Here is a 19291-nt window from a genome sequence, read left to right as displayed (position 1 = left end):
CAGCAACAATCAATCGTCTATAGACGAGGTGTTGCATGATGTGTAAATCATGCACTGGCTTTTAACACACTGTTGAGTTCTCAAGAAACGGACGCGTTCACCGTCGTACCGCCCGGTGGCGCTTTTTCGTTTCGTTCGTTGTGTCTTTATTCTTTCAGACCGTCCGTTCCGAGTCAAATTGACCGGCCCGGCGAAATCTGCGGGAATTCAGACCGCCCCGTCTCCGGGGCAACCCCTCTAAGTTACCAGCCTTCTGACCAGTCCGCGAACCGATCTTCTGGACTGCCAAACCAGAAAGGGATCTCCGACTTCTGCCCGCGCACGCCACACTTGCTCTTGCGAGCGATGGTGTGGGGTTGCGCCGTCCGACGTCGGCTTAGAAAGATTAGCAGCGCCTCGGAGTGCTCTGAACGCGTTCGCGCGAAGAGACCGGCCACAGAATGATCACAAGGGTCCGTCCAGCGCCAACAATCCCCCAGAACTTGGTGCTTAGTCGTGAATGCCCACTCCACGGGTATGAACGCTGCGTGACTGATCAAGGCGTACCCAGGGCCTTCATCGTGCTGGTCGGCGCGGCCGGCGCGGTGGTGACGCTGTTCGGCATCCGCGAGGTCGCGAGCATCGTCGGGCCGATCATGCTCGCGCTCGTCCTGGTGATCGCCGTCTCGCCGGTGCGGTCGCGCCTGGAGCGCGCCGGTGCGCCCGGCTGGATCCAGGTCGCGGTGCCGTTCCTGATCGTGCTGCTCGTGCTGCTGGCCATGGTGGCGATCCTCAGCCTGTCCACCGGGCAGCTCGCCGCGCTGCTCCCCTCGTACGCCAACGAGTTCGACGAGCTCGTCGACGAGTCACACCACTGGCTCACCAGCCTCGGCGCGAGCAACGACGTGATCAACAAGGCCATCCAGTCCTTCGACCCCGGCAAGCTGATCGGGCTCGCGCAGGGGCTGGTGAGCGGGGTCGTCGGCGTCTTCTCCAGCATCTTCCTGATCGTCGTGCTGCTGCTGGCCATGTGCCTGGACGCCCCGGCCACCCGGCGGATCCTCGCCTCAGGGAGCGCGCGCCGGCCCGATCTGGTGGAGGCGCTGGCCACCTTCGCCCGCAAGACGCGCCGCTACCTGCTCGTCTCCACGGCCTTCGGGCTGGTCTGCGCGGCGCTCGACGTCGCCGCGCTCTACCTGCTGTCGGTGCCGCTCCCCCTGCTCTGGGGTGTGCTGGCGCTGATCACGAACTACATCCCGAACATCGGCTTCATCATGGGGCTGATCCCCCCGGCGCTGCTCGCCCTGCTGGACGGGGGCGTGAAGCAGATGCTCCTCGTCATCGCCGCCTACGTGGCGATCAACGTGGTCATCCAGTCGTTCATCCAGCCGAAGTTCCTGGGCGACGCCGTCGGGTTGTCCACGACGATGACGTTCCTGTCGCTCATCGTCTGGGCGTTCGTGCTCGGGCCGCTGGGGGCGCTGCTGGCCATCCCGCTCAGCCTGCTGGCGCGGGCCCTGCTGGTGGACAGCGATCCGACGGCCAAATGGGCGGCCGCGCTCATCTCGGGCGAGGCGCCGAAGGAAGCACAGGCCACCGGGAAGACCTGACCTCCCTCGGTCACGTCGCGCACATCAGGCGGCTCGCGGCGGCGATGGCGTCGCCGGCGTTGCTGGAGTTGACCTCGACGACGACCACCCGCGAACCGTCCTCGGTGGACATGGCGGCTCCGCCGTACCCGTGGAGAAGTCCGGAGTGGGTGAGCACGTGCACTCCGCAGGACAGGCGCTCGCCGTACACGCCGTTCTTCTCGCGGACCAGGGCGCCCTCGGGCAGTTCGCCGCTGAACAGTGCGCGGTAGAAGCGGGCGACGTCGGCGACGGTGGAGACCAGGCCGCCGGCGCTCCAGAAGAGCGAGGCGCTGGCCTCGGTGGAGCCGGGCGAGCCGTCGGTGTGCACGCCGCGGGCGAGGCGGTCGGGGAAGGGGACGGCGGGCAGTTCGGTGTCGGGCAGCGCGAGGTCGGCGATCTGCGCCCGGTACGGCCGGCGGCCGAGCTTCTCCAGGACGAGCCCGAGCAGGATGTAGTTGGTGTTGGAGTAGCGGTAGACGCCGGGAGGACCGGGCTCGCCGGCATAGGCGACGAGCTTGGCGGGCGGCCACTCGTCGAGGTGGCGGTTCCCGCGCGCCACGGCCTCGGTGAAGCGGTCGCCGCGCAGGTAGTCGGGGATCCCGCTGGTGTGCTTGAGCAGGTCGGCGACGGTCGCGCGGGAGGTGGTGGCCTTCGGCAGCAGGTCACGGGCGCGGTCGGTGAGCTTGAGCCGGCCGGACCGCACCTGGCGGGCGATCAGGGCGGCGGTGAAGGTCTTGGTGATGCTGGCGATGCGGAAGCGGTGGTCGGTCCGCATCGGCGAGCCCGGCTCGGCCTCGCCGGCGGCGGCCTGCCAGACGCGGTCGCCGTCCAGGACGTAGGTGACCGCGCCGGGCGAGCCGGCCGCGACCAGGCCCTCGGCCTCGGCACGGACCGGCGGCGCGGGCGGGATCGACGAGGCGACGGGCGGGGGCCCGGCCTTGGGGGCCGGGGCGGCCGTGCAGCCGGCCGTCAGGGCGAGCACGCAGCCGGCGAGCAGGGCGATCACCACCGGAGCCCGATATTTCATGATTGCTTATCGGGCCGGACCGATAATCCGTTGCAACGAGACGGGGCGTTCCGTACCGTGCTCCGCATGAGTGGATTCTGCACCTGCTTCATCCGCATCCGCCGCGGCCGGGCTCTGGCCCGCGGGCGGATCTGACCTCATCTCCGCCGGCGTGCCCAGGGCCCTTCGAGACCTGTTTCCTCTCGAAGACCCAGAAGGGCAACTGCTGTGGCGCAGTCCTACGCATTCGGCAACTATTCCCACACTCAGCAGAAGACCACCCGGACCAGCGGCGGGCGCACGCCCCGCGACCGGGCCAGGCGCGAGCTGTCGCAGAACTTCCTCACCGACCCGCAGGCGATCGAGCAGATCGTCAAGGTGGCGGCCCCGGCGGGGCTGATCCTGGAGCCGGGACCCGGCGAGGGCGCGCTCACCTTCGCGCTGGCTGCGGCCGGCGCCCAGGTGATCGGCTACGAGGCCGACCCGCTCTACGCGGCGAAGCTGAAGGCCCGCACCCGCGACAATCCGCGCATCCAGGTGGTCAAGGCGGACTTCACCACGGTCCGTCGACCGGCCGAGCCGTTCGCGGTGGCCGGCAACATCCCGTTCTCGATCACCTCGCCGATCGTGCGCTGGTGCCTGAACGCCGACCGGCTGACCTCGGCGACGCTGCTCACCCAGCTGGAGTACGCGCGCAAGCGGTCGGGCGACTTCGGCCGCTGGAGCCGGTTGACCGTCTCGACCTGGCCCTGGTTCGGCTGGGAGCTCACCGGGCGGATCGGTCGGGAGAGCTTCCGCCCGGTGCCGTCGGTCGACTCCGGCGTCCTGCGCATCGAGCGGCGGGCCGAGCCGCTGGTCTCCCGCGCTGACGAGGCGGCGTACACAGAGCTGGTGGAGCTCGGCTTCACCGGCGTCGGCGGCACGCTCCACGCCACGTTGCGCGGGCACCACCCCGGGCTGGACGCCGCGTTCGCGGTGGCCGGGATCCCCCGGGACGCGGTGGTGGCGTTCGTCCATCCCGACCAGTGGGTCTCGTTGTTCCACGCCTTGCACCGGTGACGGATCAGGGGGTACGGCTCAGCCGTACCCCCTGGCAGGTCAGCGGGAGGGGATGAGCGGCCGCGAGTCGGCGGTCCGCACCGCGGCCGGGACGCGGCGCTCCCACGGCATGGCCAGCACCAGCAGCGGCAGGAGCACGATGGAGGCCCGCGACCACAGCGAGTGCAGCCACCACCAGGTGTCCACGTCGAACTGGGTCATGTAGAGGTAGCCGTACCCGGCCCACAGGCTGACGCCGATGATCGCCGGCCAGGCGAAGCGGGTCGGGCGGGCGATGAGGAAGGGCATGAACCACAGGAGGTACTGCGCGCCGAGCCGCGGCGTGACGACCATGAAGACGAGCAGGATCGCGATCGTCAGGTCGATGGGGTCGGCCCGCCGCCACAGGAAGATCACGACCAGCACGCTGGCGTAGATCAGGTAGGTGCCGAACTTGGCGAGCTCGGGCTCCAGGGCCCAGCTCCCCTCGGTGAACCACGGGGTCCAGCCCCACTCGCCGACGATCGGCCGGATGTTCTGGATCTCCTTGATCACCGCCGGGATCTCGCTCAGCGCGGTCCCGGCGAAGATCGGCAGGGTGACCAGGAAGAAGAGCGGGACCGCCCCGGTCAGCACCAGCGAGGCGATGCGCGCGCGGAGGTTGGGCAGGAGCAGCAGCATGCCGGGGATGAGCCAGATCGGCCAGCTCTTGGCGCACAGGGCCAGGCCCATCAGCACGCCGGCCAGGATGCCGCGGCGCAGCGTGGCGCGGTCGTCGATGCCGGGCTTGAGCTCGCGGCGGACCTTGGCGACCACCCGGTGCACCACGTCGGAGGCGCCGTAGTGGCGGACGCGGTCGAGCACCGGCAGCGTGAAGCCGGTGCGCTCCGGGTCGCCGGGACCGCGGGCGACGACGAAGGCGGCCACGCCGAAGGCCAGCGCGACCGGCTCGACCTGGCCGTGGATGCAGGCCACCAGCAGCGCGAGCGGGTTGAGCGCGTACTGGAAGGCGCGCAGCCCCGCGCGGGGACCGCCGGCGAGCTTGGCGACCAGCGGGATGAGCGCGATGTCGGCGACCACGGTGACCAGGCGGCCGGCGTACTCCCAGGGGATGCCGAGCCAGAGCAGGATGCCGTAGACGTAGGGGATGGTGGGCAGGAAGTGCCAGCCGCCCTCGCTGCCGAGCACGGGGTCCTGCCGGTTGAGCACCGCCTCGCCGGCGGGTTTGAAGCTCTCCATGAAATCGACCGGCTGCCAGGCGTCGTTCGCCGAGGTGATCAGCAGGAGGACGCGGACGGCGACGCCCACGAGGATGGCTGTGGTGAGCGAGGGCCGCCAGTCACGCCACTGCGCGAACAGGGCGAGCAGGACGCCGCTGACGAGAACGATGCCGGTGAGCACTGCGTATTCCATGGTGGGCACTAGCCTGCCGTACCCGGGAAGTGGCCCGCCACCTGGTCGGCGAATCAGGGATCACTATGAAGTGGCAGGTCAGGCGGTTCGGCGGGGGCATGGGAACGGCCTGCGAATTCACAGGGAACTCGCAGGCGGTCCGCGGTGCCGGACCCCGGCGCCCGGCACCGCGGATCGCGGGATGGGGAGCGAAGCCGCCGGCACGGCTCCCTCGCCGCTCCTCATCTGAGGTGGTGATCCGGGCTGGGGTGCGGACCACCCGTCACGGCCCCCTGTCCGGTGGGGGCCGTGAGCCTTCGAGTGCCGGCCGTCCGGTCAGAAGCCGGCGGTGATGCGGGTGAACTCCCATTCGGGCTGGGCGATGCCGCTGCAGTTGGAGGTCACGCCGCCGCCGGGGCAGGGCCGGTCGCGGTTGACCGCCCAGTACGCCAGCCGGGTCAGGCCCTTGGACTTGGCCCAGTCGCGGATCTGCGTCCAGGTGGCGGTGCTGGTGAGCTCCTGCTGGTCGGACAGGCCGTTCATGCCCGAGATGCCCATCTTCGAGTAGGCCATCGCGTCGGTCCAGCCGTAGGCGTTCTTGAGCGCGGTCTTCAGGCCCTCGGAGGCGTTGACGGTGTCGGTGTACATGTTCGAGCCGCCGAAGTCGAACGGCATGATGGTGAAGTTGTCGATCGGCACGTTGAGCGCCTTGGCCTGGTTGATCAGGCGCACGCCGTGCGCGTTGGGGCCGGTGCGCGTGGTCCCGAAGGTCACGACGACCTTCACGCTCGGGTTGTTCTGCTTGACGATCTTCAGGCCGTTCAGGATGCGGTCCTGGACGGTGTAGTTCTCGAACTCGTCGGTGTTCTCGATGTCGAAGTCGACGACCGCGGGGCCGACGGCGTTGATGACCTGCTGCACCGCGCCGGCGAAGGCCTGCGGGGTGGCGCAGTTCGGGCCGAGCTTGTTGCCCGACCAGCCGCCGAAGGAGATCTGGACGTTGCCGCCCTTCGACTTGATGGTGTTGATCGCCTGCTGGTCGGCGCCGCCGGTCAGCGGCCGGTTGCCGTCCCACGCGGGGTTGCAGCCGTTCTGGGCGAGGATGAAGGCCATGGTGAAGGACTTCACGCCGGTGGCGTCCATGACGGTGGCCGGGTTGGGCGGGTTGCCCCAGCCCATGTAGAGGTACGGTGCGCCGTCCATCTTGCCGCCGCTCTGGCAGCCGGTGGTCGAGCCGGAGGCGTCGCGGCCGGTCGACTCACCGTTGCCGTTGTAGGCCTTGATCGTGTAGGTGTGCGACTCGCAGGCGCCGAGGCCGCTGATCGTGGCGGAGGTGCCGGTCACCGTGGTCTTGAGGGTGGTGCCTTCGTATACCCGGTAGCCGGTCACGGTGCCGCTGGAGGCGCCCCACGACAGCGAGATCGAGTTGTTCGTCGAGGTCACCGTGGCCGCACCGGGCTGGCCGGGGGCTCCGGTGGTGCAGCCGGTCGTGGTGCCGGAGGCGTCGCGGCCGGTCGACTCACCGGTGGTGTTGTAGGCCTTGATCGTGTAGGTGTGCGACTCACACGTGCCTAGGCCGCTGATCGTGGCCGTGGTTCCGGTCACCGTGGTCTTGAGGGTCGAGCCCTCGTAGACCCGGTAGCCGGTGACGGTTCCGCTTGAGGCGCCCCACGACAAGGTGATCGAGTTGTTGGTGCTGGTCACCGTGGCGGTGCCGGGCTGGCCTGGGGCGTTGCCCTGGGTCGCGCCGGCCTTCCACAACGCCGGGACGTTCGGCGGCTCCCAGCCGGGCAGTGACGTGTGGCCCTGGATCGCGGTGTAGTCGGTCCCGTTGTAGGTGACCACCGCACCGACGGCGTAGGTGGTGTACGGCGCCCAGGCGGGGGCGAGCTGGATCACGGCCGCGCTCGTCGGTACGGCCTGGGCGGGGGCGGCGCTCAGCAGCCCGATCGCGCACACGGCGGCCGTGGCCGCGAGGATTCGGAGTCTCATGGCATCCCCTGCAGGTGAGGCTTGACGGTCTTGGAGAAGGACCAGTTGTGGCTGGCGTCCCAGTTGATGGACCAGGTCATCGCGCCGCGGATCTCGGGGTAGGCGCGCGGCGGCACGAAGCTGCCGCAGTTGGTGCGAGTGGCCAGGCAGGTCAGCGCCTGGTTGACCAGGGTGGGCGAGACCACGCCGCCGCCGGCCGCGCCGGGTCCGGCGGGCAGGCCGAGGGCCACCTGGTCGGGCCGCAGGCCGTTCTCGAGCTGGATGCAGGCCAGCGCGGTCATGAAGTTGACCGTCCCCTGCGAGTAGGCCTGGGCCTGGTCGCAGCCGAGCATGGAGCCGGAGTTGTAGTACTGCATGTGCACGACGGTGAGGATGTCCTTGATGCTCAGCGCGAGCTTGAAGTACTCCATCCCGGTGGACTGCATGTCGATGGTCTGCGGCGCCATCGTGATGATCAGGCCGGAGCCGGCGCGGGAGCGCAGGTCACGCAGCGCCTGGGCCATGTAGGTGGCGTTGAGGCCGTTCTCCAGGTCGATGTCGACGCCGTCGAAGCCGTAGCTCTGCATGAGGCCGTGCACGCTGGAGGCGAAGGCGGTGGCGGCCGAGGAGGAGGCGACCGCGACGCGGCCGGTCTCGCCGCCGACGCTCAGGATGACCTTCTTGCCGCGCTGCTTGAGCGCGGCGATGTCGGCCTTGAACTGGGCCTCGGTGTATCCGCCGACCGCGGTGGCCAGGGCGCTGTCGAGGGCGAAGACGACCTGACCCGGGGTGGAGGTGGCCTCGCCGAAGGCGATGGCGATCAGGTCGTACTCGTTCGGCACCTGGGAGAGCTTCAGCTCGGTGGCGGGGTTGACGAAGTTGTGCCAGTAGCCGGTGAGGAAGTGCTTGGGCAGGCCGCCGCCGCTCTGGCAGCCGGTCGTGGTGCCGGAGGCGTCGCGGCCGGTGGACTCGCCGGTGGTGTTGTAGGCCTTGATCGTATAGGTGTGCGACTCACACGTGCCCAGGCCACTGATCGTGGCCGTGGTTCCGGTCACCGTGGTCTTGAGGGTCGAACCCTCGTAGACCCGGTAGCCGGTGACCGTGCCGCTGGAGGCGCCCCACGACAGGGAGATCGAGTTGTTCGTCGAGGTCACCGTGGCCGCACCGGGCTGGCCGGGGGCTCCGGTGGTGCAGCCGGTCGTGGTGCCGGAGGCGTCGCGGCCGGTCGACTCACCGGTGGTGTTGTACGCCTTGATCGTGTAGGTGTGCGACTCACACGTGCCTAGGCCGCTGATGGTCGCGCTGGTTCCGGTGACCGTGGTCTTGAGGGTCGAGCCCTCGTAGATGCGGTAGCCGGTGACCGTGCCGCTGGAGGCGCCCCACGACAAGGTGATCGAGTTGTTGGTCGAGGTCACCGTGGCGGTGCCGGGCTGGCCGGGGGCGTTGCCCTGGGTCGCGCCGGCCTTCCACAACGCCGGGACGTTCGGCGGCTCCCAGCCGGGCAGTGACGTGTGGCCCTGGATCGCGGTGTAGTCGGTGCCGTTGTAGGTGACCACCGCACCGACGGCGTAGGTGGTGTACGGCGCCCACGCCGCGGCGAGCTGGACGGCGGCGGAGTGGGCGGGTTGGGCGTGCGCTGGGGTGACGCCGAGTCCGAGGACGAGTCCCAGGACCAGGGCGGCTGAGGCGCGATATCTCATGGAGTCTCCGTCTGGCAAAGGCGGGCTGTGACGCCGTACGGCAGGCGCGGGGGTGGCCGAAGGGCCGTACGGCTTGCGCGGGGGGTGTGAGGCGACGCAAGCCGTACGGCCGGACCCTCGTCGGCAGGCGCGTCGAGGGTCGTTGTGGAGGGGCTCAGCGCAGACCGGCGGCCGGTGCGGCGGTCGGGGAGCCGTGGGGCTCGCGGACCGGGGCGGCCGGAGGCGGGTCTGGCGGGGCGGGCGGCGCCGGTCTGGCCCGGCTGCCGGCCCGCGGGCTCTGGTGCGGAGGGGGTCCTGGCCGCCACTCGGGATCGGCGGTGAAGAAAAGGCTTGCCGGGGCTGTCAGGACGAGTAAGGGAAGGTCGCGCTGCATGATCGCTCCCATGGCGAGGGAACTTCGGGGGGTGGTTCGCGCGAGGCGGCGCGCGTGACGCTGGGCGGCGACTGTTTGTGCAGGTTGTCCGGTGGGATCAGGGGGGTGACAGAGACATCTGGAGTCCCAATCCATGATTTCTTTTAGGAAAGTTTCCTAAGAGTTGTCGCGATCGTAGCTTTGACATCAGGGCCTCACAAGGCCCAAATCCTGGTATTCGGCGGCCTTGTCTGCCGAAGGGAAGATCAAAACCTCAAGAACCGCAGGTCACCCCAGCACCTCGGGAAGCGGCTTGCGCCGCAGATCCGGCACCTCGGCGTCGGGCGCCGCGTAGCCGACCGGAAAGAGGATGTAGGGCCGCTCGTTGCCGGGCCGGCCGCAGATCTCGGTGAGGAAGGCCATCGGGTTGGGCGTGTGGGTGAGCGTCGACAGGCCCATGGCGTGCAGGGCGGTGATGAACAGCCCGCAGGCGATGCCGACGCTCTCGTTGACGTAGTAGTGCTTGACCCGCGAGCCGTCCGGACGCACGCCGTACTTCTCCGCGAAGCAGACCACCAGCCACGGCACGACCTCCAGGTAGGCCTTGTCGGAGGTGGTCTCCAGCGGGGCCAGCGCCTCGCGCCACTCGGGGGTCAGCCGCCCGCCCTCGTAGTTCTGCCGCTCCTCGACCTCGGCGGCCTCCCGGATGCGCTTCTTGGTCTCGGGGTCGCCGACGACGATGAACTTCCACGGCTGCTGGTGCGCGCCGGAGGGGGCGGTGCTGGCCGCCATGACGGCCAGTTCCACGCATTCGCGCGGCACCGGCTCCGGGGAGAAGAAGCGCACGCTGCGCCGGCGGTCGACCAGGGAGTAGAACTCGCGGCCCCGGCGGAGCATCTCCTCGGGCTCGTAGCGCTCCGGGCGGTAGGGGACGAAGGGGTGGCGGTGCTTCTGCTCGTTCATGCTCGTAAAGTCTCGAAGGCGGGTGCCAATCCTGACAACACCCACCCCTCTATGCTGCGAAATATCGTGAAAACTCGTGGGATAGGTGTCGAATATGCCAGCACGCCGCTCCGGCCTCGACGAGCTCGACCTGCGCCTGCTCCACCTGCTGCGTGACCGCCCGCGCAGCGGCCTGCTGGAGCTGGCCCGCCTGCTGGGCGTGGCACGGGGCACGGTCCAGGCCCGCCTCGACCGGCTGACGCAGGACGGCGTGGTCACCGACTTCGGCCCGAACCTCTCCCCCCGCGCGCTCGGCCACCCGGTCCAGGCGTTCACCACGCTGGAGGTCGAGCAGGCCTCGCGCGAGGTGATCTCCGCCGCCCTGGAGGCCATCCCCGAACTCCTGGAGGCGCACATCGTCACCGGGCCGGGCGATGTGTGGTGTCGCATCGCGGGCCGCGATCACGAGCACATCCAGGAGGTGATCGACCGCATGCTCACCATCGAGGGCGTACGGCGCAGCAGCACCGTGATCACCCTCTCGACCGTCGTCCCGCACCGGGTGCTGCCCCTGGCCGCCGCCGGGGGCGACCGGCCGGGTACGGCTCGCGCGACCACCCCAGCCGCGCGAGCCGTACCCCCTCCGCCGGCGAGGCCCGCCCGCACACCGCCAGCCACGGCGCGGGCGGAGGGCTCGCTCAATTCATAGTAAACCAGTGGGAATTATAGGTAAAGCGCGAATTCGGCGGACAGACTGGACGGTCGGCCAGCCGGATGATGGATTCGGTCCATGACAGTGGAAGGCACGTGCGAGCCTCGCTTCACCGAGGTCGCGGAGGAGTTCGAGCGGAATCTGCGCGAGCGGGGCGAGATCGGCGCCTCGGTCTGCGTGATCGTGGACGGCGAGACCGTCGTCGACCTGTGGGGCGGCTCGGCCGTACCCCCGGGCCGCCCGTGGCGGCGCGACACCGTCGGGCACGTCTGGTCGTGCACCAAGGGCGCCACCGCGCTGTGCGCGCACCTGCTGGCCGACCGGGGCGAGCTCGACCTGGACGCGCCGGTGACCCGCTACTGGCCCGAGTACGGCGCCAACGGCAAGGAAGGCACGCTGGTCCGGCACCTGCTGGCCCACCAGTCCGGACTGCCGGTCGTGCGCACGCCGCTGCCGAAGGGCGCCTTCTACGACTGGAAGCAGATGACCGAGACGCTGGCCGCCGAGGAGCCGTTCTGGCCGCCGGGCACGCGGCACGGCTACCAGGGGCTGCTCTTCGGCTTCCTGGTCGGCGAGGTGGTGCGCCGGGTCAGCGGGCGCTCGCTGGGCACCTTCTTCCGCGAGGAGATCGCCGAGCCGCTGGGCCTGGAGTTCTGGCTGGGGCTGCCGGAGGAGCACGAGGGGCGGGTGGCGCCGACCATCCCGGCCGACCCCTCGGCCGACCTGCCGGCCTTCTACCGCACGGCCTTCGCCGACCCGGCCTCGACGGCCGCGCTGCTGATCGGCAACGACGGCGGCTACCTGCTGACCCCCGGCGAGTCCGACAGCCGGGCGGCGCACGCGGCCGAGATCGGCGCGGTCGGCGCGATCACCAACGCGCGCGGGCTGGCGGGGCTCTACCGGCCGCTGTCGCTGGGCGGCGGCGGGCTGGTCAGCGCCGAGCGGCTGGCGCTGATGGCCCCGGCCGTCTCGGCGGGCACCGACGCGGTGCTGCAGGTGCCGACCCGGTTCTCGCTGGGGTTCGCCAAGGCGGTCGACAACGGCTACCTGCCGCCGGCCGACCGGGAGGGCATCGGCTATACCGAGACCGCGTTCGGCCATCCCGGGATGGGCGGCTCGGTGGGCTTCTGCGATCCGCCGGCGCGGCTGGCCTTCGGCTACACGATGAACAAGCAGGGGCCGGGGCTGGGCATCAACCCGCGCGGGCAGGCGCTGGTCGACGCGGTCTACCGGGCGCTGGGCCACCGGCAGGCAGGCTCGCTCTGGTACCGGCCCGACTAGCTCGCTCCGCCGTACCGGGGCACAAGCCGCCCTCGTATCATGACGCCATGTTCTTCGGCATCACCGACATCTGGGCCTACATCGTGGGTGCGATCTTCATCATCCTGCTCCCCGGGCCCAACTCGCTGTACGTGCTGTCGCTGGCCGCGCAGCGGGGCGTGCGCGACGGCTACCGGGCGGCGGCCGGGGTGTTCGTCGGCGACACCGTGCTCATGGTGCTCACCGCGGCGGGCGCGGCCTCGCTGCTGAAGGCCAGCCCGCTGGCGTTCACCGTGGTCAAGTACGCCGGTGCGGTCTACCTGGCGTGGATCGGCGTGCAGATGCTGCGCGGCGCGGTCCGCTCGCTGCGCGGGCGCCGGGCGGCCGAGACGACCGAGGCCAGCACGCCTGCGGGCCGGCCGTTCCGCAAGGCGCTGATCGTGAGCATCCTGAACCCGAAGGCGATCCTCTTCTTCGTCTCCTTCTTCGTGCAGTTCGTGGATCCGAACTACGCGGCCCCGGCGATCTCCTTCCTCATCCTGGGCGCGATCATCCAGGTCTTCAGCGTGCTCTACCTCACCCTGCTCATCTTCGGCGGCACGTATCTGGCCACCCAGTTCCGGTCGAGGCAGAAGCTGTCCTCCGGCCTGACCGCCGCGGTCGGGGCGATCTTCCTGGGTTTCAGCGCCAAGCTGGCCACCGCCGGGTTGTAAGTGAGCGGCAAGTCCGAACGAGTACAAAGCGACAGTGGCACTCGGGACCGTCAGGTACCGTAAGCCACCTCCCCGGGTAAGCCGGCAATCCCCAAAAACAGACATTTCCCGACTGATCGGGTGATGTGTGGGTAGCGGCTGCCCACCGGACGATCCGCGGAGCAGTCCTTGAACCAGCACCAGGTCACCCTCCCCCGCCTGACCACGTTGTTGAAGCAGGCGACACCCCGCCTGCTCGAAGGCGTGGTCGCGCCGCTGGCCGTCTTCTACCTCACCCTCGTGACGCTGGGCGAGCTGGGCGCGATGATCGCCGCGACGAGCTGGGTCTACCTGTGCGTGGGCATCCGCCTGGTCCGCCGCTCCAAGGTGCCGGCCACCATGTTCCTGGCCGCGCTGGCCGCGACCGCCCGCACCGTCATCTCGGTCTTCCTGGGCGATCCCAAGTTCTTCTTCCTGCCGCCCGAGCTCGGCACGGTCTGCATCAGCATCGCCTTCCTCATCTCCATCGGCCTCAACAAGCCGCTGGCGGAGAAGCTCGCGCTCGACTACATCCACCTGCCCAAGGCCGTGCTCCAGAACGAGCGGGTGCGGCAGTTCTTCGTCCGCGTCACGCTGCTGTGGGCGCTGGTGCTGCTGACCAACTCGACCCTGGGCATCTGGCTGCTGCTGCACGACACCCTCGGCGGCTACCTGCTGATCCGCACCTCAGTGGTGGCCCTGATCAGCGGTAGCGCGATCACGGTCTCGATCATCGCCTTCAAGCGGGTCCTGCGCCGGCTGCACCACGCGCCCGCCTGAGACCAGCTCCACCGCCCCGGCCACGCCCATCACCAGGCCGGTCAGCGTCGAGAACAGGTCCACCAGGCTCGGCACCGCGGTCTCGACACCCTCCGGCCGCAGCGGGCCGCCCACCGCGAGCAGGATCAGCGAGTACAGGCCCCAGGCGAACAGCGAGCCGGTGCCCAGCCAGGCCACGAACAGGTACGGCACGCGCCGCGCCCCGCGCACGAGCGCCAGGAAGGCCACCCCGCCGGCGATGGTCAGCAGCGCGGTGAAGGCCTGCTGCACCGCGCCCGACAGGCTCAGCCCGGCCGCCATCGCCGGGTCGAGCCCGGCGGTGCCGCCGAGCGCCCAGTACAGCCGCACGCCGCCGATCACCGCGCACAGGCCCAGCGCGCCCCGGGCGATCAGCGTCATCAGGGCGGGGACGGCTCCGCCGTACCGGCCGGCGAAGACGGCGGGCCAGCGGTCGCGGGCGTAGATGACCAGCGAGGCCCCCAGCGCCAGGCCCTGCACCGTGAAGCCGCCGTAGACGACGACGTACACCCAGCTCTCCAGCGGCCCGGTGGCGAAGGCGCCCGGCCCGTCCAGCGCCAGCGTGACCGGCAGGCCGACGACGATCGGGACCAGCAGCCCGGTGCCGACCCACAGCGGCAGCAGGACCAGCCAGGCGGGCAGTCGCCGGCCCCAGCCGAAGGTGAAGCCGACCGCCAGGACCAGCGCGACCAGGTCGAGGCCGAGCGTCATGGCGTTGAGCCCGGTCATCTCCGAGCCCGCCATCAGGTCGGGTTCGTGGACGCCGACCGGGTTGCCGGTCATCCACAGGGTCTTCAGCGTCAGGTAGGGCAGGATCGCGGCGATGGCCACGGTGCCGGCGACGATCCGGCCGGTGTCGTTTCGCATGCCTCAAGCGTGCCGGGCAGGGCTCCGGCGGGCCTCCCGCGAGCCGGGGAAGCGCCTCCCCCTCACGGGGGATCGAGCCGGACCGCCAGCAGGAAGCCGTCGCCGTCGGGCCGCGCCTCCAGGGTGGCGCCGGCCAGCCGTACCCGCTCGCGCAGGCCGGCCAGTCCCAGGCCGCCGGACCGGACGGTGGCGCGGCGGGCGGGCGCGCCGTTGCGGACGGAGACCAGCGTGGGCGTGACGGTCACCCGCACCGGCGCACCCGGGGCGTGCTTGGCGGCGTTGGTCAGCCCCTCCTGCACCACCCGGTGGGCCAGCTCGGGCGCGGGCCCCTCCTGCTCCAGCCGGACGTCCATGCCTGACTCGCGGGCCCGCTCGACCAGCTCGGCCACGCTCTCCCCGGACGGCGTCAGCGAGGGCGCCTCGCCCTCCTCGCGCAGGAAGCCGACGATCTGCCGCAGCCGCTCGGTCGCCTCCGCGGCGGCGGCCCGCACCTCCCCCGCCGCCCTGGCCTGCTCCGGCGCCAGCCCGGGCGCGAGTTCGAGCGCCGCCGCGCGCACCGCGATCAGCGCCAGGTCATGCCCGAGCGAGTCGTGCATGTCGTGCGCGATCCGGGTGCGCTCGCGCAGCCTGGCCTGCTCCTCGGCGGACCTCGCCGCCCGCTCCCGCTGCTGGAGCAGCCCGCGCCGCAACACCCCCAGCGTGTACGGCAGGGCGTAGCTGCCCAGCAGCCCGGAGATCATGGTGATCCACCTGGCCACGCCGCCCCCGGCGGCCAGCACCGTCCAGACCCCCGCCACGGCCACCACCGCGAAGGCGGCCAGCGACCAGCGCCCCGGCATCCGCCGGCCGCACAGGTACGCGTACCAGACCACCGCGGGCAGCAGCAGCCCGATGGGAACCAGCTTGATCTGGACGAGCGCGGGATCGATCGAGGCGAACAGGCTCGTGGTCGCCAGCCCCTCCGCCAGGTTCCACGGCGCCGCCCCGAGCAGCAGCACCACCGCGAGCGGCGGAAGGCGCCGGCCCACCGCCACCACGACGCCGAGCAGCACGATCCGCCCCCCGGTCACCAGGAGGAAGGCGGGGAGATCCCTGAGAGGGTCAGGGCCGCCGGCGGCGGCCAGAACGGACAGGACGAGCCACCACACCAGGTCGGCGACGAGCGTGCGCTTCACCGGTCCGACCCTAGCGGTGGCGCTCCCTTCCCCTGCGGGGTGGAGCCAGGACCACCGCGAAAAGCGGCTTGAGCACTACTGATCGGCGAGCCCGCGACCGGTTGGATCGTCATCGTGAGCACGACGAAAGTCAGGGTGACGCCCTGCCGAACGGCCGATGTGGGCGCATCCGCCCCTTCCCTAACGTCGGAGACGTCCCTGACGGGACTCGGGGGCGGGCCCATGGTTGACCGGGGTTGTTCCCGATGGCCCGCACCAGGCCGGTGCGGACAGGCTGGGAGCGATCTCCCCATGTCGATCGGAGCAGTACGTGTCGCAGGCAATCCTCGACCTGATCCACCAGGTGATGGCGTCACCGTGGTTGTACGTCGCGATCTTCGCGCTGGCGGTGCTGGACGGGTTCTTCCCGATCGTCCCCGCCGAGACCTCGGTCATCACCGCGGGCGTCTTCGCCGCCACCGGTGACACCAGCCTGGCGCTGCTCATCCCGGTCGCCGCGCTCGGCGCCTTCGCCGGCGACCACATCTCCTACCTGATCGGCCGCAAGACCGGGCACCGGCTGCGGGAGAAGAAGGCCTTCGTCTGGGCGCGCAGCGCGCTGGAGGAGCGTGGCGGCCTGGTCCTGGTGATCGCCCGCTACATCCCCGGCGGCCGGACGGCCACGACCCTGACCATGGGTGCGGTCCGTTATCCGCTGCGCTCGTTCACCTTCTTCGACGCCATCGCCGCCGCCTCCTGGGCGGTCTACTCGGCCCTCATCGGCTTCTTCGGCGGCATGGCCTTCGAGAACGACCCGATCAAGGGCCTGCTGCTGGGCCTGGGCATCGCCGTCACGATCACCGCGGTGGTCGAGGTGGTCCGCTGGATCCGCAAGCGGCGCGCGGCCCGGGAACTCGTCCCGGCCACCCAGAACGCCCACCAAGACTTCTGACCTGTTCGGCCCGCCGTCACGCGGCGGTCACCCACCACGGAGACCATCCACCTGAAAGGAGTGCGCATGACGGTCCTGGCCGCCGCGGTGGCACTGGCGGGCTCCTTGTTCTTCGCCCTCGGTGCCGCCCTGCAACAGTTCGAGGCCAGCGTCGCCAAGCCGAGCCTGCGCGCGCTGCTGCGCCGGCCGCGCTGGCTGATCGGCGGCGCCGCGATCCTCGCCGGAGGCGGCCTGCACATCGCCGCCCTCGGACTCGGACCGCTCACCGTCGTCCAGCCGATGGGCGTGGCCAGCCTGCTGTTCGCCCTCCCGATCGCCGCCGGGCTGCACGGGCGCCGGCCCGCGCGGCAGGAACTGGCCGCGGCGGCCGTGGTCGCCATCGGCCTGATGGGGCTCGTGCTGCTCATGCCCGAGCACACCGGCCCCACCCACCTCAGCCCCCAGGGCGCCGTCACCTTGCTGGGCGTGTCCGGCGTGGCCGCGGTGCTGCTGTGGGCCGGCTCGCGCGTGGCCTCGCCGGCCGGGCGCGCGGCCCTGCTGGCCACCAGCTCCGGCGTGCTGTACGGCGCGACCGCCACCCTGGTCCGCGTGCTGATCGACGGCGGCTGGAACTGGTGGTACGCCCTGGCTCTTCCGATCCCCGCGCTGCTCGCCCTGATGATGCTGCAGCGCGCCTACTCCTTCGGCCACTTCGGCGTCTCCTTCGCCTCGTTGCAGATCGCCGACCCGCTCACCGCGGTCGCCTTCGGCGCTCTGCTGCTGGGCGAACCGCTGCCCACCGGGGTCCTCCCGGTCCTCGCCGCCGCGCTCGCCGCGGCCGGCACCGTCGCGCTCGCGCGCACCACCCCCCTTGACGCACGCCCCTTGGAAAGGACCCTCTGATGGCCACCCCGATGCACACCTTGACACCGCAGCTCGCCCCGGCCCCGGCGCCCGCCCGGCCGCGCCGCGTGCTGATCTCCACCGACACCTACCCGCCGGACGTCAACGGGGCCGCCTACTTCACCCACCGCCTGGCCACCGGACTGGCCGAGCGCGGCAACCAGGTGCACGTGATCTGCCAGTCGGAGGACGGGCCGCGCAAGACCGACCTGGTGGACGGCGTGGTGGTGCACCGGCTGCGGTCGGCCCCGCTGCTGGTGCACCCGACGATGCGGGTGACGGTGCCGGGCCGGCTCGACCGGCTGATGGCGGCCATCGAGCCGGACGTGCTGCACACCCAGGGGCATTTCGTCGTCGGCCGGGCGGCGATCGCCGCGGCCCGGCGGCGCGGGGTGCCGGTGGTGGCGACCAACCACTTCATGCCCGACAACCTCTTCCAGTTCGCGCACATCCCCGACCGGCTCCGGATCAAGGCCGGGCGGATCGCCTGGCGCGACTTCGCCCGGATTTTCGCCAAGGCCGACCACATCACCACGCCCACCCGGCTGGCCGCCGAGCTGCTGTCCGACCAGGGCTTCCAGCGCGAGGTCGAGGCGGTCTCCTGCGGGATCGACCTGGCCCGCTTCCACCCGCACACCGAGCCCAAGGCGTGGGCGCGCAAGCTCTTCGACCTGGAGGACCGGCCCACGGTGCTGTTCGTCGGGCGGCTGGACGAGGAGAAGCGGCTGGACGAGCTGGTGCGGGCGCTGCCGTACATCCTGAACGAGACCGACGCGCAGCTCGCCTTCGTCGGCAAGGGCAACCAGCGCGGCAAGCTGGAGCAGCTCGCCCGCCGGATCGGCGTGGGCGACCGGGTGCGGTTCCTCGGGTTCGTGCCGGACGAGCAGATGCCGCAGGCCTTCGCCGCGGCCGACGCGTTCGGCATGCCGGGCGTCGCCGAACTGCAGTCGATCGCGACCCTGGAGGCGATGGCCAGCGGGCTGCCCGTGGTGGCCGCCGACGCGATGGCCCTGCCGCACCTGGTGGACGGCAACGGCTACCTCTACCAGCCGGGCGACGTGATCTCCCTGGCCCGGCACCTGACCTCGATCCTCACCGACGAGGCGCTGCGCGAGCGCCTGGGCAAGGCCAGCCGCGAGCTCGCGCTCACCCACGACCACCAGACCTCCCTGGCCCGGTTCGAGCAGATCTACGACGAGGTGGCGCGATGACGAAAGGGGTCGTGGCCGGCTGCGGCGCCGCGCTGGCGGGGATGATCTACGTGCACGTGGCCCTGCCGATGCAGCCCCTGCTCAGCGACTACGCCCTGCTGCCCGGCGGCATGCTGCCGGTGATGCTCGGCATGCTGGCGCTGGCCGGCGGGTGCCTCAGCCTGGCCTACGGGCTGACGTTGCGCGAGCCGAACCGGAGCGCGGCGGCCCGGGTGCTGCTGATGGCGGCCGGGGGCGGGCTGATGCTCAGCGCGATCTTCCCGACCGATCCGCACAGCGGCGCCGACACCCTGGGCGGGGAGATCCACCGCTGGGCCGCCGCCGTCTTCTTCACCGCTCTGCCGGTGGCCGGCTGGGTCCTGGCCCGCGGGCGCGAGGCGGGGGCGCGCTGGGGGTCGGTGCGGGTGCTGAGCGGCGGGGCCGGGCTGGTGCTGGCCGCCTACCTGCTGGCGCACCCGGCGAGCTTCATCTCGGGCTGGATCGACGGTGCGGCCTACTACGGGCTGCTGGAGCGGGCCTTGGTCGGGGTGGACCTGGTGCTCCTGGTCGGGATGGCGATCGCCACGGGCGCCACCGCCACCGCCCGCACCGCTGCCCCGGAACCCGCCGAGCCGGACGCCGACGAGCCCAGCCCGCTCCGCCTCGTCGCCTAGACCGCCGCGCCCGTCCCTTGCAGTCCCTCCCCTGTCATCTGGGGCGGCGGGCACGTTTCG

General features: G+C 71.0%; 17 protein-coding genes. 10 read left to right on the top strand and 7 right to left on the bottom strand.

What is annotated here, in order from left to right; translation table 11 throughout:
- Window positions 1-527: 527 nt before the first annotated feature.
- On the top strand, window positions 528-1589 hold the full coding sequence (locus AB0I67_RS06105; RefSeq protein ID WP_357918305.1) for an AI-2E family transporter: 1062 nt from the start codon (window positions 528-530) through the stop codon (window positions 1587-1589).
- Between the two features lie 10 nt (window positions 1590-1599).
- On the opposite strand, the gene AB0I67_RS06100 is transcribed toward AB0I67_RS06105, so the two are convergent.
- Entirely contained in the window at window positions 1600-2637 is a 1038-nt protein-coding gene (locus tag AB0I67_RS06100) for a serine hydrolase domain-containing protein (RefSeq protein WP_357918302.1), read from the bottom strand.
- Between the two features lie 207 nt (window positions 2638-2844).
- On the opposite strand from AB0I67_RS06100, the gene erm reads away from it, so the two are divergent.
- The gene (erm, locus tag AB0I67_RS06095; RefSeq protein WP_357918300.1) at window positions 2845-3675 is read left to right on the top strand and encodes an ErmE/ErmH/ErmO/ErmR family 23S rRNA (adenine(2058)-N(6))-methyltransferase; all 831 of its coding nucleotides are present in this window, start codon (window positions 2845-2847) and stop codon (window positions 3673-3675) included.
- A gap of 39 nt (window positions 3676-3714) precedes the next feature.
- Here the strand turns inward: erm and AB0I67_RS06090 are convergent, their stop codons facing one another.
- The 4 genes from AB0I67_RS06090 to AB0I67_RS06075 all read right to left on the bottom strand — a co-directional run bounded on the left by AB0I67_RS06090 (window position 3715) and on the right by AB0I67_RS06075 (window position 10032).
- Entirely contained in the window at window positions 3715-5067 is a 1353-nt protein-coding gene (locus AB0I67_RS06090) for a hypothetical protein (RefSeq protein WP_357918297.1), read from the bottom strand.
- 315 nt (window positions 5068-5382) lie between these two features.
- Window positions 5383-7038: a carbohydrate-binding protein gene (locus AB0I67_RS06085; RefSeq protein WP_357918294.1), complete on the bottom strand. Its 1656-nt coding sequence runs from the start codon at window positions 7036-7038 to the stop codon at window positions 5383-5385.
- The gene (locus AB0I67_RS06080; RefSeq protein ID WP_357918291.1) at window positions 7035-8717 is read right to left on the bottom strand and encodes a glycosyl hydrolase family 18 protein; all 1683 of its coding nucleotides are present in this window, start codon (window positions 8715-8717) and stop codon (window positions 7035-7037) included. The genes AB0I67_RS06085 and AB0I67_RS06080 overlap by 4 nt, the downstream gene beginning before the upstream one ends.
- Window positions 8718-9357: 640 nt before the next feature.
- Entirely contained in the window at window positions 9358-10032 is a 675-nt protein-coding gene (locus AB0I67_RS06075) for a nitroreductase family protein (RefSeq protein WP_357918288.1), read from the bottom strand.
- 94 nt (window positions 10033-10126) lie between these two features.
- On the opposite strand from AB0I67_RS06075, the gene AB0I67_RS06070 reads away from it, so the two are divergent.
- The 4 genes from AB0I67_RS06070 to AB0I67_RS06055 all read left to right on the top strand — a co-directional run bounded on the left by AB0I67_RS06070 (window position 10127) and on the right by AB0I67_RS06055 (window position 13494).
- Window positions 10127-10720: an Lrp/AsnC family transcriptional regulator gene (locus AB0I67_RS06070; protein WP_357918286.1), complete on the top strand. Its 594-nt coding sequence runs from the start codon at window positions 10127-10129 to the stop codon at window positions 10718-10720.
- An 81-nt stretch (window positions 10721-10801) separates the two neighbouring features.
- A complete protein-coding gene (locus tag AB0I67_RS06065; RefSeq protein WP_357918283.1) occupies window positions 10802-12004 on the top strand; it encodes a serine hydrolase domain-containing protein in 1203 nt (400 codons plus the stop codon).
- A 47-nt stretch (window positions 12005-12051) separates the two neighbouring features.
- A complete protein-coding gene (gene leuE, locus AB0I67_RS06060) occupies window positions 12052-12696 on the top strand; it encodes a leucine efflux protein LeuE (RefSeq protein WP_357918280.1) in 645 nt (214 codons plus the stop codon).
- A 168-nt stretch (window positions 12697-12864) separates the two neighbouring features.
- Window positions 12865-13494, top strand: coding sequence for a VC0807 family protein (locus AB0I67_RS06055; protein ID WP_357918277.1), 630 nt, complete (start codon window positions 12865-12867; stop codon window positions 13492-13494).
- On the opposite strand, the gene AB0I67_RS06050 is transcribed toward AB0I67_RS06055, so the two are convergent.
- Window positions 13402-14379: a hypothetical protein gene (locus tag AB0I67_RS06050; RefSeq protein ID WP_357918274.1), complete on the bottom strand. Its 978-nt coding sequence runs from the start codon at window positions 14377-14379 to the stop codon at window positions 13402-13404. The genes AB0I67_RS06055 and AB0I67_RS06050 overlap by 93 nt on opposite strands.
- Before the next feature lie 62 nt (window positions 14380-14441).
- Entirely contained in the window at window positions 14442-15554 is a 1113-nt protein-coding gene (locus AB0I67_RS06045) for a histidine kinase (protein ID WP_357918271.1), read from the bottom strand.
- Window positions 15555-15864: 310 nt separating this feature from the next.
- On the opposite strand from AB0I67_RS06045, the gene AB0I67_RS06040 reads away from it, so the two are divergent.
- The 4 genes from AB0I67_RS06040 to AB0I67_RS06025 all read left to right on the top strand — a co-directional run bounded on the left by AB0I67_RS06040 (window position 15865) and on the right by AB0I67_RS06025 (window position 19231).
- Window positions 15865-16485, top strand: coding sequence for a DedA family protein (locus AB0I67_RS06040; RefSeq protein ID WP_357918268.1), 621 nt, complete (start codon window positions 15865-15867; stop codon window positions 16483-16485).
- Between the two features lie 66 nt (window positions 16486-16551).
- Window positions 16552-17367, top strand: a complete 816-nt coding sequence (locus AB0I67_RS06035; protein WP_357918265.1) for a DMT family transporter — start codon at window positions 16552-16554, stop codon at window positions 17365-17367.
- A gap of 11 nt (window positions 17368-17378) precedes the next feature.
- Window positions 17379-18578 carry a glycosyltransferase gene (locus AB0I67_RS06030; protein WP_357918406.1) on the top strand — a complete coding sequence of 400 codons (1200 nt, stop codon included), beginning with the start codon at window positions 17379-17381 and terminating at the stop codon, window positions 18576-18578.
- Window positions 18575-19231 (top strand): DUF998 domain-containing protein, encoded by a 657-nt coding sequence (locus AB0I67_RS06025; protein ID WP_357918262.1) that lies wholly within the window; start codon window positions 18575-18577, stop codon window positions 19229-19231. The genes AB0I67_RS06030 and AB0I67_RS06025 overlap by 4 nt, the downstream gene beginning before the upstream one ends.
- Window positions 19232-19291: the final 60 nt, after the last annotated feature.

The sequence above is a fragment of the Nonomuraea sp. NPDC050310 genome, assembly GCF_040655795.1.
GTDB lineage: Bacteria > Actinomycetota > Actinomycetes > Streptosporangiales > Streptosporangiaceae > Nonomuraea.
Note: the sequence above shows the minus strand (reverse complement) of the source record. Positions and strands in the feature narration are given on the sequence as shown.